The organism is Stenotrophomonas sp. ASS1, from assembly GCF_004346925.1.
In the GTDB taxonomy this organism is placed as follows: domain Bacteria; phylum Pseudomonadota; class Gammaproteobacteria; order Xanthomonadales; family Xanthomonadaceae; genus Stenotrophomonas; species Stenotrophomonas maltophilia_A.
Genome location: NZ_CP031167.1, coordinates 2,109,622 through 2,125,342 on the forward strand (window position 1 = coordinate 2,109,622; position 15,721 = coordinate 2,125,342).

The 15,721-nt window shown below is 67.7% G+C and carries 14 protein-coding genes; all 14 read right to left on the reverse strand.

Annotation, left to right across the window (positions count from 1 at the left end; genetic code table 11):
- The gene (gene motD / locus MG068_RS09940; RefSeq protein WP_071229212.1) at positions 1-1,017 is read right to left on the reverse strand and encodes a flagellar motor protein MotD; all 1,017 of its coding nucleotides are present in this window, start codon (positions 1,015-1,017) and stop codon (positions 1-3) included.
- 1 nt (position 1,018) lies between these two features.
- Positions 1,019-1,759 (reverse strand): flagellar motor protein, encoded by a 741-nt coding sequence (locus tag MG068_RS09945; protein ID WP_010482457.1) that lies wholly within the window; start codon positions 1,757-1,759, stop codon positions 1,019-1,021.
- A 101-nt stretch (positions 1,760-1,860) separates the two neighbouring features.
- Positions 1,861-3,693, reverse strand: coding sequence for a chemotaxis protein CheA (locus MG068_RS09950; RefSeq protein ID WP_132810051.1), 1,833 nt, complete (start codon positions 3,691-3,693; stop codon positions 1,861-1,863).
- Between the two features lie 2 nt (positions 3,694-3,695).
- Entirely contained in the window at positions 3,696-4,301 is a 606-nt protein-coding gene (locus MG068_RS09955; protein ID WP_006442968.1) for a protein phosphatase CheZ, read from the reverse strand.
- Entirely contained in the window at positions 4,301-4,693 is a 393-nt protein-coding gene (gene cheY, locus MG068_RS09960; protein ID WP_006365466.1) for a chemotaxis response regulator CheY, read from the reverse strand. Before cheY ends, MG068_RS09955 begins: the two co-directional genes overlap by 1 nt.
- A 57-nt stretch (positions 4,694-4,750) precedes the next feature.
- Positions 4,751-5,494 carry an RNA polymerase sigma factor FliA gene (locus MG068_RS09965; protein ID WP_049401180.1) on the reverse strand — a complete coding sequence of 248 codons (744 nt, stop codon included), beginning with the start codon at positions 5,492-5,494 and terminating at the stop codon, positions 4,751-4,753.
- A complete protein-coding gene (locus MG068_RS09970; RefSeq protein WP_049401182.1) occupies positions 5,491-6,378 on the reverse strand; it encodes a MinD/ParA family ATP-binding protein in 888 nt (295 codons plus the stop codon). Before MG068_RS09970 ends, MG068_RS09965 begins: the two co-directional genes overlap by 4 nt.
- Positions 6,365-7,987, reverse strand: a complete 1,623-nt coding sequence (gene flhF / locus MG068_RS09975) for a flagellar biosynthesis GTPase FlhF (RefSeq protein WP_049401184.1) — start codon at positions 7,985-7,987, stop codon at positions 6,365-6,367. Before flhF ends, MG068_RS09970 begins: the two co-directional genes overlap by 14 nt.
- Positions 7,988-8,132: 145 nt before the next feature.
- Positions 8,133-10,193, reverse strand: coding sequence for a flagellar biosynthesis protein FlhA (gene flhA, locus MG068_RS09980; RefSeq protein WP_177179529.1), 2,061 nt, complete (start codon positions 10,191-10,193; stop codon positions 8,133-8,135).
- Positions 10,194-10,237: 44 nt separating this feature from the next.
- Positions 10,238-11,368, reverse strand: a complete 1,131-nt coding sequence (gene flhB, locus MG068_RS09985; RefSeq protein WP_107432403.1) for a flagellar biosynthesis protein FlhB — start codon at positions 11,366-11,368, stop codon at positions 10,238-10,240.
- 118 nt (positions 11,369-11,486) lie between these two features.
- The gene (locus tag MG068_RS09990; RefSeq protein WP_121503205.1) at positions 11,487-13,619 is read right to left on the reverse strand and encodes a putative bifunctional diguanylate cyclase/phosphodiesterase; all 2,133 of its coding nucleotides are present in this window, start codon (positions 13,617-13,619) and stop codon (positions 11,487-11,489) included.
- Between the two features lie 164 nt (positions 13,620-13,783).
- Complete coding sequence (gene fliR / locus MG068_RS09995) at positions 13,784-14,575, reverse strand: flagellar biosynthetic protein FliR (RefSeq protein ID WP_012510964.1); 792 nt, start codon at positions 14,573-14,575, stop codon at positions 13,784-13,786.
- Positions 14,576-14,588: 13 nt separating this feature from the next.
- A complete protein-coding gene (locus MG068_RS10000) occupies positions 14,589-14,858 on the reverse strand; it encodes a flagellar biosynthetic protein FliQ (RefSeq protein WP_012510965.1) in 270 nt (89 codons plus the stop codon).
- 82 nt (positions 14,859-14,940) lie between these two features.
- Positions 14,941-15,720, reverse strand: a complete 780-nt coding sequence (fliP, locus tag MG068_RS10005; protein WP_132810052.1) for a flagellar type III secretion system pore protein FliP — start codon at positions 15,718-15,720, stop codon at positions 14,941-14,943.
- Between the last annotated feature and the right edge of the window lies 1 nt (position 15,721).

Sequence of the window (15,721 nt, forward strand, 5' to 3'; positions counted from 1 at the left end):
TTACTCCTTCATTGCCGGGGGAACGGCGGCGCCGACGCGGCTGCCAGCCGGCACCGGCGGCAACTTCACCGGTGCGATGGGGGAGGTGGGGGCGGTAGCCGGAGTTGCCGCGGCTTGTTCGGTATCGGTGTTCCGGGTGGCGCCGGTGGCTGCGTTCAGGCGCTGGCCGAGTGGGTCCACCGAGTGCGAGGTGTCGGCCAGGATGATGACCATCACCCGGCGGTTGCGGTTGCGGCCCTGTGCGCTGTCGTTCTCTTCGCGCGGGCGGAACTGGCCGTAGCCGACCATCGCCAGCCGCGACGGCTGCACGCCCTGGTCGGCGAACAGGTGCACCACGCTGGCCGCGCGCCCGGCCGACAGTTCCCAGTTCGACGGGAAGGTGGCGGTGGCGATCGGCACGTTGTCGGTGTGGCCTTCCACGCGCACGCTGTTGGGCACGTCGCGCAGGACCTCGGCCAGGCTGGCCAGGGTCTGCCGCGCATGCACGTCCAGCGCCGCCGAGCCGGTGGGGAACAGGATGTCGCTGTTGATCTCGACTTCGATCCACAGCTCGGTGCGGCGCACGCTGATCATGCCGCGGTCGATCAGCGGCGCGAGCGCGGCGGTCAGGCGGTCGGCGATGCTGTTGAGCTGGCGCTCGGCGCGCGCGATCTGCTCCTGGTTGTGCACCGAAACAGGCATGCGCATCTGCGAGGTCATCGACGGCAGCAGGGTCGGGTCGTGCGACGGCGCAGGCGCCGAGGGCCCGATCTTGGTGCCGGACTTGATCACCGAGGGGCTGTCCCAGCCGCCACCCTGCACCTGCTTGTTGCCGACCTGTACCGGATTGATCGTGCGCGGCGCGCCCCCGAAGGCATCGGTCAGCGCGTCGGCCATGATCCGGTACTTGCCTTCGTTCACCGAGGAAATCGCGTACATGACCACGAAGAAGGCGAGCAGCAGCGTCATCAGGTCGGCATAGGGGATCGCCCATGCTTCGTGGTTGGCGTGCTCTTCGTGGTGCTTGCGGCGGGCCATGTCAGTGCAGGAAGCCGGAGAGGTTGGTTTCGATGTTGCGCGGGTTTTCGCCCTGGGCGATCGAGATCAGGCCTTCAATGACCATTTCGCGGTCGCGGGTGTTGTGCGAGATCACACTCTTGAGCTTGGCGGCCACCGGCAGGAACAGCAGGTTGGCCGAAGCGATGCCGTAGATGGTGGCGGTGAACGCTGCGGCGATGCCATGGCCGAGCTTGCTCGGGTCGGCCAGGTTCTTCATCACCGCGATCAGGCCAAGCACGGCACCGATGATGCCCAGCGTCGGTGCATAGATGCCCATCGCTTCGAAGACCTTGGCACCGGCCTGGTCCTGGTGTTCCTGGCTGCCCAGTTCGATTTCCAGCATGTGCCGCATCGATTCGGGTTCGACGCCGTCCACCAGCAGCTGCAGGCCCTTGCGCAGGAACGGGTCCTGCTGTGCTTCCACCTGCGATTCCAGGCCCAGCAGGCCCTGGCGGCGGGCGATGTTGCTCCACTCGACGATCTGCTGGATCAGTTCGCGGCGATCGCTGTGCGGCGGGCGCACGACCCAGCGCACGATCTTGAAGGCATGCTTGAACACCGCCGGCGAGGTGTGCAGCAGGATCGCGGCGACGGTGCCGACGATGACGATCACGAACGCCGCAGGCGACCACAACGACGCCAGGCCGGCGCCCTTGAGGATGCTGCCGCCGACCAGCGAGGCCAGGGCGAGAAAGAGTCCAATGAGGCTGAGTCTATCCATGGTTCCGGTATCGGCGTGTATGAATGGGACTTGAGACACCGGTAGATCGCGTACAGACGGTAGTCACAGTTTTCGGGGCGCCGGGCATGGCCCGGCGGGGTTCATCGCAGCCCGTCCACGTCCAGGATCAGCGCCATGCGACCATCGCCGATCAAGGTTGCACCGGCATAACCGCGCAGGCCGCGCAGCGCTTTCGGCAGCGGCTTGATGACCACTTCCTCACGCCCGCGTACCTGGTCCACGACCAGCCCGAAGCGCGCTTCGCCAGCCTGCAGCACCACGATGGTCAGCAGGGGCGAGGCGGCCGGTGTCACATCCAGCCACTGGCGCAGATCGACCAGCGGCAGCGTGTGCGAGCGGCGGTCGAGCACGGCACGGCCATCGAACCAGCCCAGCGAGGTGCGCGGCGCGTGCAGCACTTCCATCACGCGGGCCAGCGGCAGCGCATAGACGTCCTCGCCGGCCTGCACCAGCAGGGTCGGCAGGATCGCCAGGGTCAGCGGCACGCGGATCAGGAAGCGGCTGCCACGGCCCAGCTCCGACTGGATCTGGATCTGGCCGCTCAGTTCGCGGATGCGTGACTGCACCACGTCCATGCCGACGCCACGACCGGAGATGTCGGTGACCTGCTGCTTGGTCGAGAAGCCGGGCAGGAACACCAGGTGCAGGCACTCCTCGCTGCTCAGGCGCGCGGCGGCTTCCGGATCGATCAGGCCCTTCTCGCGCGCCTTGGCACGCAGCTTTTCCGGGTCGATGCCGGCGCCATCGTCCTGCACCTCGATGCTGACGTAGTCGCCTTCCTGCTGTGCGGACAGGCGCACATGGCCCATCCGTGGCTTGCCCTGTGCCTCGCGCAGGTCGGGCATTTCCACGCCATGGTCGATGGCGTTGCGGACCAGGTGCACCAGCGGGTCGGCCAGCGCTTCGACCAGGTTGCGGTCGAGCTCGGTCTCGGCGCCGATCAGTTCCAGGTCCACTTCCTTCTTCAGCGAGCGGGCGACGTCGCGGGCAACCTTGGGGAAGCGCGAGAACACCTTGCCCACCGGCTGCATGCGGGTGCGCATCACTGCCGACTGCAGGCGGGCGGTGGCGATATCCAGCGTGGACACGGCGCGGTCCAGCTCTTCATCGCGCAGGCGTGCACGCAGGGTCTTGAGCCGATTGCGTGACAGCACCAGTTCGCCGATCAGGTTGACGATCGCGTCCAGGCGCTTGGTGTCCACGCGCACGGTATGTTCGGCCTCGGCCAGCGGCTTGGCGGCCGGCTTCGCCACCGGTGCCGGTGCGGCGACCGGGCGCGGCGCTGCGATCGGTGCCGGTGCCACCACGGCCGCAGGCTTGGTGCCCGGTGCGGCGCCACCGTGCAGCTGGTCGAGCAGGGCTTCGAACTCGTCTTCGCTGATCAGTCCGTCGTCGGCCTTCTTCGCTGGCGCGACCGCGGTCGGCGCGTTGCCACCATGCAGCTGGTCGAGCAGCGCCTCGAATTCGTCGTCGGTGATCAGGTCGCTGCCACCCGCGGTGGGTGCTGCTGCGGCGGCGGGTGCAGCCACGGCACCGCCGTGCACGTCGAACTGTGCGATCAGGTCCGGCGGCGCATAGCCCGGCTCGGTGCCGGAGGAAACCGCGTCCAGCATCGACTGCAGGTAGTCCAGCGATTGCTGGGCCGCGTCGAAGTGGTGGGCCTGCAGCACGGCCTGGCCGGCACGTGCGGCGCCCAGCGCCTCTTCAGCGGCATGGCACAGCTCTACCATGGCGGTGACGCCGAGGAAGCCGGCGCCGCCCTTGAGCGTGTGGTAGCCGCGGAACACCGCGTTGAGCTGGTCGCTGTCCTGCGGTGCCTGCTCCAGCGACACCAGCTGTTCGCCGAGGCGATCCAGGATCTCCTGCGCCTCGATGATGAAATCGGCAGTGATGTCGTCGGATACCGCGCTCATGCTTACAGCCCCAGATCCGACAACAGGTCGTCGGCGTCGTTCTGCGAGACCGCGTGGCGGTCCAGTCCCTTCAGTGCCGGCCCGGCCAGTTCCGGGTCGGTGCGATGCTGTTCCGGCGGCAGGCCGAGCGCGCCGAAGCCTTCGTGCACGCGGCGGACGATGCCGACCACGCGACGGATGATCTGCCCGGTCAGGTCCTGGTAGCTCTGGGTCAGGGCGATCTCGGTCAGGTTGTGGCGGATGCGCTCGAGCTGCGCGTCCTGGCCCGGCTGCAGGCCTTCAGCGCGCAGCTGTTCGGTCAGGCTGCGGCATTCCTCGGCCAGGTCCAGGGTGCGGTGCGTGGCCTGTTCGGTCATCGCCACCACGTGGTCCAGTCGCGCGCAGGCGTCGTCCAGTTCGCCGGCTTCGCTCGGCACGGTCGGCAGTTCGCCCAGCGCCTGTCCCAGCTCGCGGGCCAGCCGCGAGAGGCCGCTCATCATCGGCTGCGTGCGCAGCGCGACCAGCCCGTCGATGCGCTGCCGCCAGGCGGCCTCGTCACCGGATTCGAGCGCGTCCAGGGCCTCCTGCAGGCGCAGGGCGAGGGCGTTCTTGTCGACCGTGGTATCCATCAGGCGCTGGCCGCCAGGCGTTCGAAGATCTTGCCGAGCTTCTCTTCCAGCGTCTGCGCGGTGAACGGCTTGATGATGTAGCCGTTCACACCGCTCTGGGCGGCTTCGATGATCTGCTCGCGCTTGGCTTCTGCCGTGACCATCAGCACCGGCAGGGTCTTCAGCTTGGCATCGGCACGGATCGCCTTGAGCAGCTCGATGCCGGTCATCACCGGCATGTTCCAGTCGGTGACCACGAAATCGAACGGCTGGCTCTGCAGCAGCGACAGCGCGGCATGCCCGTCCTCGGCTTCGGCGGTATTAGTGAAGCCCAGATCGCCCAGCAGGTTCTTGACGATTCGACGCATGGTCGAGAAGTCGTCGACGATCAGGATGCGCATGTTCTTGTTCAAAGCAGAATTCCTTTGTTGTTCATTCCGGACGGCCGGGGGCAGCCGCCTCGGGGATGTTCATTCTTCGAGGCCTGCGTCGGCAGCCTCGAACAGCTTCAGCCGGCCACGCAGGCGCAGTACCGCCTGGCCGTGGATCTGGCAGACCCGCGACTCGCTCACGCCGAGCACTGCGCCGATCTCCTTCAGGTTCAGTTCCTGCTCGTAGTACAGCGAGAGCACCAGTTGTTCGCGCTCGGGCAGGTGGCCGATGGCCTTGCCCAGCTCGCGACCGAACTCACCGCGCTCCAGTACCTGCTGCGGGGTCGGCCCGCCTTGGGCGACGGTGTCCAGCTCGCCCTGGTCCTCGATGCGCGATTCCAGGCTCAGCACCTGGCCACGTGCAGCGTCTTCCATCAGCCGCAGGTACTCGGGCAGCGGCATCTCCATCGCGGCGGCCACTTCAGTGGCGCTGGCGGCACGGCCACTGCTCTGCTCCAGGCGGCGGATGGTGGCGGCGGCATCACGTGCACGGCGGTGCACCGAGCGCGGGACCCAGTCACCACGGCGGATCTCGTCGATCATCGAACCACGGATGCGGATCGAGGCGTAGGTCTCGAAAGAAGCACCCTGGTCGGCGTCATAGCTGCGCGAGGCTTCGATCAGTCCCATCATGCCGGCCTGGATCAGGTCATCGACCTCGACGCTGGCCGGCAGGCGCGCGGCCAGGTGGTGGGCGATGCGCCGCACCAGGTCCGAATGCTGGGCGATGACTTCGTTCGCCGCCGAGCGCTGCACTTCCCTGTACTGGGCTGCGCCTTTCATGCCGTCACCCCACGCTGCTTGAGGATGCGTTCGAGGAAGAACTCGACGCCGCCACGCGGTTCGGTCGGCGCCTGCCAGCGCGCGGTACGGCGCGCGATCTCGGTGATCGCCAGCGCCGCCGGGCTGGACGGATAGGCCTTCACCACCGGCTGCTGGCGCTGCACCGACAGGCGCAGCCAATCGTCCTGCGGCACGCAGCCCAGGTAGTTCAGCGAGACATCGGCAAGGAACTTCTCGCAGACGCGGGTCAGCTTCTCGTACAGCACGCGGCCCTCGTTGGGGTCGCGCACCATGTTGGCCACCACCTGGATGCGGTCCACGCCACGCTCGCGCGACAGCACCTTGATCAGTGCGTAGGCGTCGGTGATCGAGGCCGGCTCGTCACAGACCACCACCACGGTGTCCTGTGCGGCCTGGCAGAAGGTCAGCACGCCATCGGTGATGCCCGCGGCAGTGTCCACCACCATGATGTCCAGCTCGCGCTCCAGTTCGGAGAACACGTTGACCAGGCCAACGTGCTCGGCCGGGGCCAGCTCGGCCATGTGGCGGCGGCCGGATGCGGCCGGGACCACCAGCACGCCGTTCGGGCCTTCGACGATGACGTCATCCAGCGTGCAGCGGCCGGCGACCAGGTCGGCCAGCGTAAAGGTGGGGTTCAGGCCCAGGATCACGTCGATGTTGGCCAGGCCGAGGTCGGCGTCCAGCAGCAGCGTGCGCTTGCCCATGCCAGCCAGCGCCACGGCCAGGTTGGCCGACACATTCGTCTTGCCCACGCCGCCCTTGCCGCCAGTGACCGCAATGGTGCGCACAGGGCCGAGCGGCTCGCTGCGGGTGGCCGACAGCGGGAAGGTCTTGGTCAGCTTGGCGTACTCACGCGACGGCATGGTTCAACTCCGGGTTGCAGGGCATATCGGCCGCGCGGCGCAAATCTTCAAGGCGAAGTACAAGATTGGCTGCACTGGCCCGGTGCAGGTCCTCCGGGACGTCCTGGCCATCGGTCACCCAGGTGATCGGCAGGGCATGATCCACGGCCACCGACAGGGCGTTGCCGAAGCGGCCGGTCTCGTCCAGCTTGCTCAGTACCAGACCCTGCAGGTTGGCGGCGCCGAAGCGGCGGACCACCTCGTCCATGTCGCCGAAGCTGGTGTTGGCCGGCAGCACCAGCAGGGTGCGGACCTGGCGCGCGGCACGCAGCCACTGCAGCTGGGCGGCCAGTGCGCGGTCGCGCGGGCCCAGGCCGGCGGTGTCGATCAGCACCAGCTTGTAGTCCTTCAAGCGTTCCAGCAGCTGGTCCAGGTCGGTGCCGCTGTTGGCCTCATGCACCGCGATGCCGAGCTGGCGGCCGTAGCCGTACAGCTGCTCGCGGGCACCGATGCGGGTGGTGTCGGTGGTGACCAGGGCCACGTCACGCGGCGCGTGCTTCTCGGCGAAGCGCGAGGCCAGCTTGGCGATGGTGGTGGTCTTGCCAGCGCCGGTCGGGCCGACCAGGGCGATCACGCCGCCTTCTTCCAGCGGGTCGACCGGGGCGATCGGCAGCTTGCGCGAGATCAGCCCCAGCATCAGGCCACGGCCACGGTGGGCTTCGGTCTCCAGCGGGATCTGCATGGCCACGTCGCGGGCCAGGCCGGCATCGAAGCCATACTCGTCCATCAGGTCCAGCGCGGTGGCGCGCACCGGGCAGCCGCGCAGGCGCTCGTCGGTGAAGCGGTTCATCTCGCGCTCGATCACATGGCGCATGCCGGCCACTTCCTGGCGCAGCTGGCGGATCTCGGCGTCGTCCTGGGCCACCAGGGTCAGTGCCGGGGCTGGGGCCAGCACGGGGGCAGCGCCGGTTTCGTCGCTGGCTTCGACCGGTGCCGGTTCGCTGGCGACGATCCCGGGTTGCGCTTCGGTCACGGCAGCGGTCGGCAGCGGCGGCGGCTGCACGGCCGGGGCCGCGCTTTCGTGATGCGTCTCGTGCGGCGGGTCGATCTGGAAGCGGGCGCGGTTGGCTGGTGCGGCGGTGCTGGGCGCCGGTGCGACGATGGCTTCGGCGAACGGAGCGAAGATCTGATCCGGCAGCGCCGGTTCGTTGACGGCGGCGCGTGCCAGGGTGGCGGCGAAGCCGGTGCTGCCGCGGGTCGGCACGATCTCGTCGGCGCTGTCCAGGGTGCGGCCGGTGGCGCCGACCGCAGCGCGGGCGAGGGCAGCCACGGCCGAGGTGGTTGCGGCGACCGGTTCCGGTGCCGGGGTATTGCTGCGGCGGCGGGTGACCGCGGCGATCACCGCGTCGGCGGCGGTGCGCGGCTTCGGCGCCGGCGGCGGAGCGATGTCACGACGCGAGGCTTCCAGTGCACGCTGCACGGCGCTCTCGTCGTAGTTGGCGGCGGCGACGATCTCGATGCCTTCCTCGATCCGGCGGTTGGACAGGATCACGGCGTCAGGACCATGTTCCTTGCGCACCAGGTTCATGGCCGAGCGCATGTCGGCGGCGACGAATCGTTTGATTTTCATGCTGTGGTCACGGGACGAAGACGGCGGGGTGGCGGTCGGAGAACTCGGGTGGTCGGTGGTCTGCACGGTGCGGGTTCCCCTTGGTATCTGTCTGTTGCGTTGGTTCGAAAGTGGTGTCTGTTTTCTGGCGCATCGGAGGGCGGCGTCAGCTGATCGTTCCGACCAGCTTCAGGCGCTTGTCCTCCGGCACCTCGCTGTAGGCCAGGACCGACAGCGACGGAACGCTGTGGCGGACCAGGCGGGCCAGCGCGGCACGCACCGGGCCAGGTACCAGCACGACCGCGGGCTCGTTGCGGGCTTCCTGCTTGCTGACACATTCGGCCAGGCTCTGGTGCAGTCGCTCAGCGAGTCCGGGTTCCAGCGCGGCGCCGTTGCCCTGCGTGGACTCCTGCAAGACACGTTCCAATTGTGGGTTGAGCGTGAACACCGGCAGCTCCGCCGACATTCCGGCGATCTCCTGCACGATGAAACGACCCAGTGCGGTGCGCACGGCGGCAGTCAGCACGGCCGGGTCCTGGCTGTTGGGCGCGTGTTCGACCAGTGATTCAGCGATCTTGCGCAACTGGCGGATCGGAATGCGCTCGATCAGCAGGTTCTGCAGCACGCGTACCACCGCCGACAACGGCAGTGCCTTCGGCGTCAGATCTTCGACGAGCTTGGGTGCGCTCTTGGCCAGGTTGGCCAGCAGGTGCTGCACTTCTTCGTGGCCGAGCAGTTCCGGCGCGTGTTCGCGGATGAGGTGCGAGAGGTGGGTGGCCACCACGGTGGCTGGATCGACCACGGTATAGCCCAGCGTTTCAGCCTGGGCACGCTGGTGCGGTTGGATCCAGGTGGCATCCAGGCCGAATGCGGGGTCCTTGCCGGCGATGCCTTCCAGCGCGCCGAGCGCGCTGCCCGGGTCCAGGGCCAGTTCGCGGTCGGGGTGGATCTCGGCGGTGGCCACCGGTACGCCGTGCACCAGCACGCGGTAGCCGTTGGCCGGCAGTTCCAGGTTGTCGCGGATGTGCACCGACGGGATCAGGAAGCCGACGTCCTGGGTCAGCTTGCGCCGCACGCCCTTGATGCGTGCCATCAGTTCGCCGCCCTGGCTGCTGTCCACCAGCGGAATCAGCCGGTAGCCGACCTCCAGGCCCAGCGGATCGACCGGGCGCAGTTCGTCCCAGCTCAGTTCGGCAGTCGGAGCCGGCGCGGCCGGGCGGCCGAGTGCGTTGAGCGCGGCAGCGTCATTGCCTGCGGCTGCCGGATCGGTGGCCGCGGCCTTGCCCTTGCGGTAGACCTTCCAGGCGATGAAGCCGAGGATCGCGGACAGTGTCAGGAAAGCGACGTTGGGCATGCCCGGCACCAGGCCGACCACGCCGATGATGCCGGCGGTGATCGCCAGCGCGCGGTACTGGCCGAACACCTGGCCGGTCATGGCCTGGGCCATGTCCTGCGAACGCGAGGCGCGGGTGACCAGCATGGCCACGGCGCTGGAGACCAGCAGTGCCGGCAGCTGCGCCACCAGGCCATCACCAATCGACAGCAGGGTGTAGGTGGCAGCGGCATCGCCGAACGGCATGCCATGCTGCAGCACGCCTACGGCCAGGCCGCCGAGCATGTTGATGAACAGGATCAGGATGCCGGCAATGGCATCACCACGGATGAACTTGCTGGCACCGTCCATCGCGCCGTAGAAATCGGCTTCCTCGCGGACTTCCTCGCGGCGCAGCTTGGCTTCTTCACGCGTCAGCAAACCGGCGTTGAGGTCGGCGTCGATCGCCATCTGCTTGCCGGGCATCGCGTCCAGGATGAAGCGCGCGGTCACTTCCGAGACGCGGCCAGCGCCCTTGGTGATGACCACGAAGTTGATGATGGTCAGGATCGCGAACACCACGATGCCGACCGCGTAGTTGCCGCCGATCACGAACTCGCCGAAGGCGGCAATGACCTTGCCCGCGGCGTCATGGCCGTTCTGGCCGTTCAGCAGGATGACGCGGGTGGAGGCCACGTTCAGCGCCAGCCGCAGCATGGTGGTGATCAGCAGCACGATCGGGAAGATCGTGAAGTCCAGCGGGCGCTTCACGTAGACCACCGCCAGCAGCACCATCAGCGAGATGGCGATGTTGAAGGTGAACAGGGCATCGAGCACCGGTGCGGCCAGCGGCACCACGACCATGGCCAGCAGGGCCAGCACGATCAGCGGTGCGCCAAGGCCCTGGCGGATCATTTCCAGCGCGCGGCGGGTGTTGAAACCGGTGGAGGGCTGGGCGCTCACGGGCGGCCTCCCTTGCCGAATTCATCCACCTGGATGTGCGGGGCGTCCGGCATCGGGCCAGTGCGCCAGGCGCGCAGCTGGTAGACGTAGGACAGGACCTGGGCGACGGCCGAATACAGTCTCACGGGGATTTCCTTTCCGAGTTGGCCTTCCCGATACAAGGCGCGTGCCAAAGGCGGGGCGGAGACAATAGCGACCTTGTTGCCGTCGGCCACTTCACGGATGCGCAGCGCGGTCTCGTCCACACCCAGGGCGACCACTTTGGGGGCGTTCATGGCGCCGCCCTCGTACTTAAGGGCGACCGCGTAGTGGGTGGGGTTGACCACCACCACATCGGCAGTGGGCACCGCCTCCATCATCCGGCGGTTGGCCATCTGCTGCTGCAGCTGGCGGATGCGGCCCTTTACCTCGGGGCTGCCCTCGCTTTCCTTCATTTCCCGGCGCAGCTCTTCACGGGTCATCTTCAGCTTGCGCATCCAGTTCCAGCGCTGGTAGGGCGCATCGATGGCGGCCAGCACCAGCATCGCGCCGGCGGTGGCCAGCAGCAGGCGCAGGGTGAAGCCGAGGCCGTCGGTGATGGCGGTCTCCAGCGGGTGGTGGATCAGCCCGCGCAGGGTGTCGAAGCCGGTCCACACCACCAGCCCGGCGGCGACGCCGACGAAGGCCACGCGCAGCAGCGATTTGGTGAACTCGGCGATGGCTTCAGGGCCATACAGGCGCTTGAGCCCGCTCATCGGGTTCATGCGGTTGAAGTCGGGCATCATCGCCTTCTGCGACCAGCGCAGGCCGCCCATCACCAGCGGGGCGACGAAACTGGCCAGCAGGCAGACCAGCACCAGCGGCGCGATCACCAGCATGAACTGCAGCAGCAGGTCGCCGAAGTGGCCGAACAGTTCCTTCGGGTTCTGCCGCAGGCTCTGTTCCGGGCTGAGCGCATGCTTCATCCAGGCGCTGGCGCCACGGCCGATCGAGCCGCTCATGGCCATCACCGCTAGTACGCCGGCGCCGAACACGGCGGCGGTGCCAAGTTCGCGCGAGCGCGGCAGGTTGCCCTGTTCACGGGCGTCGCGCAGGCGTTTTTCGGTAGGTTGTTCGGTCTTTTCGCCGGCGGATTCGTTCTCGGACATCACGGGCACTGCGGCAGGGGATGCCGGGGTGCGTGCAAGAAGTGTTCCGTGATGGGTTCATGTGCCAACCAAGGTTGGCATCTACCAGAGCAGGTGCAGGTGGGAGCGCAGCCTGGATTTACCCCGGCGGGTGCTGCGTCGGCGGGCTCTGCGCCAGTTCCACCCGAGGCCGGGGCAGGTCATGCAGCTGCATGAAGCGCGCCGCATCCACCGGGCGGCCGAGCAGGTAGCCCTGCAGGTAATCGCAGCCCAGCCGCTCCAGGTAGGCGCGCTGCGCGGCGGTTTCCACGCCTTCGGCCACGATGTCCATGTCCAGCGCGTGGCCCAGCGCCACGATCGCCGAGACGATCACCACGTCCTCGGCGCTGTGCTCCAGATCGCGCACGAAGGCGTGGTCGATCTTGATTTCGGTGGCCGGCAACCGCTTCAGGTACAGCAGGCTGGAATAGCCGGTGCCGAAGTCATCGATGGAGATGCCCACGCCCAGTGCCGAGAGCGCCTGCAGCAGGCGCAGGCTGGTATCGGTATCGCGCATCACCGTGCTTTCGGTGATCTCCAGCACCAGGTGGCGTGGGGCAATGTCGTAGCGTTCGATCACTTCACGCACATCCTGCAGCAGGTGCGGCGAACTGAACTGCACCGGCGACAGGTTCACCGACATCGACCAGCCCTCGTGCCCGGCATCGTGCCAGCGGCGCAGCTGCTGGCAGGCCTGGTCCAGCGCCCAGCGCCCGATCTCATTGATCGCACCGCTGCGTTCGGCCAGCCGGATGAAGCGGTCCGGCGGGATCAGGCCATGCTCCGGATGGCGCCAGCGGATCAGCGCTTCGGCACCGGCCACCTTCTGCGTGGCTACCTGGATCTTCGGCTGGTAGTGCAGGAACAGCTGCTCGCTGCCGATGGCCCGGCGCAGGTCGGCCAGCAGCCGGAACTGTTGTTCGGCGCTGTCATTCATCCAGTCGGCGAACAGCACGAAGGCGTTGCGTCCGGATTCCTTGGCCTGGTACATCGCTGCATCGGCAAAGGCCATCAGCTGCCGCTCGCTGGCAGCGTGATCCGGACAGATCGCCACGCCGATGCTGGCGGTCACCTGCAGTTCGTTGTCGGCCAGCAACGGCCCGCTGCCGACCGCCTGCAGGATGCGCCGGGCCAGGGTCGGCAGGTCCTCGTCGTGCTCGATGCGCACCACCAGCACGAACTCGTCGCCGCCCAGCCGCGCCAGCATGTCGTTGGGCCGAAGCAGCTGGCGCGTGCGTTCGGCCACCGCAACCAACAGTGCATCGCCGGCCTGGTGGCCATAGGCATCGTTGACCTGCTTGAAGCCATCCAGGTCCATGAACATCACCGCGAAGCGGCTGCCGCCCTGTTCGGCCTCGGCCAGCGCCTGCACGATGCGCCGCTGCAGCAGCAGGCGGTTGGGCAGGCGGGTAAGCGGGTCGTGCAGTGCGGCCTGGGTCAGTTCCTGCTGTGCGTCGGTCAGCGAGGTACTCAACAGGGAATTGCGCAGGCGCAGCAGTTGCGCCTCCACCCGCTGGTCCAGCCAGGAGACCACCAGCACCACGGCCAGGATGGCGACGGTCAGCACCACCACCAGCATGGCCAGCCATTCGCTCTGCAGCCCATCGCCGACGGCTGCGCCGCAGATGCTGCCTTCCGGAAAGCGTGCGGCGGCCATGCCGGTGTAGTGCATGCCGACGATGGCCAGCCCGAGCAGGCCGGCAGCCGCGAGCCGGTCGCCGACACGGGTGCGCTGCGCGCGCAGGCGGAACGCCACGTACAGCGCCGTCCACGAGGCGGCCACCGCCACCATCAGCGAAAAAAGCAGCCAGCCCGGGTCGTAGTCGATGCCCGGCTGCATGCGCATTGCGGCCATGCCAACGTAATGCATGCCGGCAATGCCAGTGCCCATCAGCAGCGCGCCACCGGCCAACCGCGGGTGGGGCAGGGTACGCAGCGAAACCAGCCATAGCGCGAACACCGATGAGGCGATCGCCAATGCGAGGGAAAGCAGGGTGATGGGCAGGTCGTAGCCGAGCGGAATGGGCAGATCGAAGGCGAGCATGCCGATGAAGTGCATCGACCAGATGCCCAGGCCCATGGCGAAGCCACCACCGAGGCGCCACCACCACGCCGCGCCCTTGCCGGGTGCAGTGACCGTGCGCCCGGCCATCGCCAGCGCGGTGTACGAAGCCATCACGGCCACCAGCAGCGAGATCGCCACCAGCCACGGGTTGTACGTGCCTACCAGCATTCGTCAGTCTCCCGGACCTGCCTGTCGACGGAAACCACGGTGGGGCATGCATGAGGCAGGCCGACGCAAGGCGCCGGCCACGTGCGACATCCCCCCGGTTGCCGCGTATTCACTCTAACGCGCAGACCCGGGGGAAGGGCAAGCAGTAAAACGTGATGATCCGGTCAGTGTGTGACCGTGTCCGCAGCCTGGAAGGCGGCATCGAACAGGCGCTGTACCGGCGGACCCATTTCCCCGGCCAGCAGCGCCAGCAGGAACAGGCCCAGCAGCAGCGACACTGGCAGGCCGAGCTGGATCGGGTTCAGCGCCGGGGCCGCACGGGCCAGGACGCCGAACGCCAGGTTCACCGCCAGCATTGCCACAGTCAGCGGGATCGCCAGGGTCAATGCGCCGCGCAGTACGGTCAGCAGGAAGGTTGGGGCGATGCTGAAGAAGGCGTGCGGGTCCGGCAGCGGGGCGCCGATCGGCAGCGCCCGGTAGCTGTCCACCACCAGCGAGATCAGCGCCAGGTGCCCGTTGGCGGTGAAGAACAGCAGGCCGAACAGCAGATAGAACCACTGGCCGATCACGCCGGAGGTGCCGCCACGCAATGGGTCACTCATCTGCGCGAAGGCCAGGCCGGTGCCCTGGGCGATCAGTTCGCCGGCCATCGCGCCGGCCTCGAACACCAGCCGAAGCAGGAAGCCGATGGATACGCCGATGGCCAGTTCACGGGCGATGGTAAGGACCGTGGCGGCATCGAAACCGGTCCAGTCCGGTACCGGCGGCAGCAGCGGCGCCAGTGCGATGGCCAGGGTGCCAGCCAGCACCACGCGCACCCGCGCGGGAACGGCACGGGTACCGACCATCGGCATGGCCATGGCCACTGCGCCGATGCGCAGCATGGTCCACAGCACGGTGCCGATCATGCCGAAGGCCTGCAGGCCGTCGGCAGCCATCTGGGTGGCGGCGTCCATCGAAGCGCGTGTCCTAGCCGATCAGGTGTGGAATGCGCTGGAACAGCAGCGTGGTGAACTCCACCAGGTGGCCGATCAGCAGGCTGCCCAGCGCGAACAGCACCGCGGTCAGCGCCGCCGCCTTGGCGACGAAGGCGATGGTCGGCTCATTGAGCTGGGTCGCGGCCTGCACCACGCCCACCACCACACCGACCACCAGCACGGTGAGCAGCAGCGGGCCGGCCACCCACAACACGGTGATCAGGCCGCCACGCAGTTCGGTCAGGGCAAGTTCGGGAGTCATTCGGGTTCCATCTGCTCATGTAGCGTCGAGCCATGCTCGACTGTGCTTCTGTAGAGTCGAGCCATGCTCGACTGCCTCTCGATCACGCCGGATTGAAGCTCGCCGCCAAGGTACCGACGGTCAGCACCCAGCCATCCACCAGCACGAACAGCAGGATCTTGAACGGTGCCGACACCAGCATCGGCGACAGCATCATCATGCCCATCGACATCAGCACGCTGGCCACCACCAGGTCGATGATCACGAACGGGATGAAGATCAGGAAGCCGATTTCGAAGGCGGTCTTCAGCTCGCTGGTGACGAACGAGGCGACCAGAACCGGGAACGGGATCGCATCGGGGCTGGCGTAGGTGCCGTGCCCGGCGATGCCGGCAAAGGTCATCAGGTCGGTCTCGCGGATCTGCGCCAGCATGAAGCCGCGCAGCGGCGTGGTGGTCAGCGTCCAGGCGGTCTGGAAGTCGATCTCGCCGTTGAGGTAGGGCGCCATGCCGGTGCTCCAGGCCTTGTCCCAGGTCGGCAGCATGATCATTGCGGTGAGGAACAGGGCCAGGCCCAGCAGCACCTGGTTGGACGGCGTCTGCCCGGTGCCCAGTGCCTGGCGCAGCAGGCCCAGCACGATGATGATGCGGGTGAACGAGGTCAGCACCAGCAGCATCGACGGGATCAGGGTGATCGCGGTCATCAGCAGCAGGGTCTGCAGCGGCAGGCTGACCGGTGCACCGCCGATCTTGCCGACATTGATGTCCGGCAGCGGCGTGGTCGGGGCACCGGGGGCGGCGAAGGCCAGTGCCGGCAACAGGCACAGGGCGAGCATCAGCAGCCACGGCATCAGGATGGCAAGACGAGTACGGGTGACACGCATG

Bases quoted from the DNA above. Each gene is read 5' to 3' on its own strand.
- fliP (WP_132810052.1), bottom strand. From the start codon at position 15,720: ATGCGTGTCACCCGTACTCGTCTTGCCATCCTGATGCCGTGGCTGCTG.
- MG068_RS09945 (WP_010482457.1), bottom strand. From the start codon at position 1,759: ATGGATAGACTCAGCCTCATTGGACTCTTTCTCGCCCTGGCCTCGCTG.
- MG068_RS09970 (WP_049401182.1), bottom strand. From the start codon at position 6,378: ATGCCGTCGCGTGAGTACGCCAAGCTGACCAAGACCTTCCCGCTGTCG.
- MG068_RS09955 (WP_006442968.1), bottom strand. From the start codon at position 4,301: ATGGATACCACGGTCGACAAGAACGCCCTCGCCCTGCGCCTGCAGGAG.
- fliR (WP_012510964.1), bottom strand. From the start codon at position 14,575: ATGGACGCCGCCACCCAGATGGCTGCCGACGGCCTGCAGGCCTTCGGC.
- MG068_RS09990 (WP_121503205.1), bottom strand. From the start codon at position 13,619: ATGCTGGTAGGCACGTACAACCCGTGGCTGGTGGCGATCTCGCTGCTG.
- flhB (WP_107432403.1), bottom strand. From the start codon at position 11,368: ATGTCCGAGAACGAATCCGCCGGCGAAAAGACCGAACAACCTACCGAA.
- MG068_RS09950 (WP_132810051.1), bottom strand. From the start codon at position 3,693: ATGAGCGCGGTATCCGACGACATCACTGCCGATTTCATCATCGAGGCG.
- MG068_RS09965 (WP_049401180.1), bottom strand. From the start codon at position 5,494: ATGAAAGGCGCAGCCCAGTACAGGGAAGTGCAGCGCTCGGCGGCGAAC.
- motD (WP_071229212.1), bottom strand. From the start codon at position 1,017: ATGGCCCGCCGCAAGCACCACGAAGAGCACGCCAACCACGAAGCATGG.
- flhA (WP_177179529.1), bottom strand. From the start codon at position 10,193: ATGATCCGCCAGGGCCTTGGCGCACCGCTGATCGTGCTGGCCCTGCTG.
- flhF (WP_049401184.1), bottom strand. From the start codon at position 7,987: ATGAAAATCAAACGATTCGTCGCCGCCGACATGCGCTCGGCCATGAAC.
- MG068_RS10000 (WP_012510965.1), bottom strand. From the start codon at position 14,858: ATGACTCCCGAACTTGCCCTGACCGAACTGCGTGGCGGCCTGATCACC.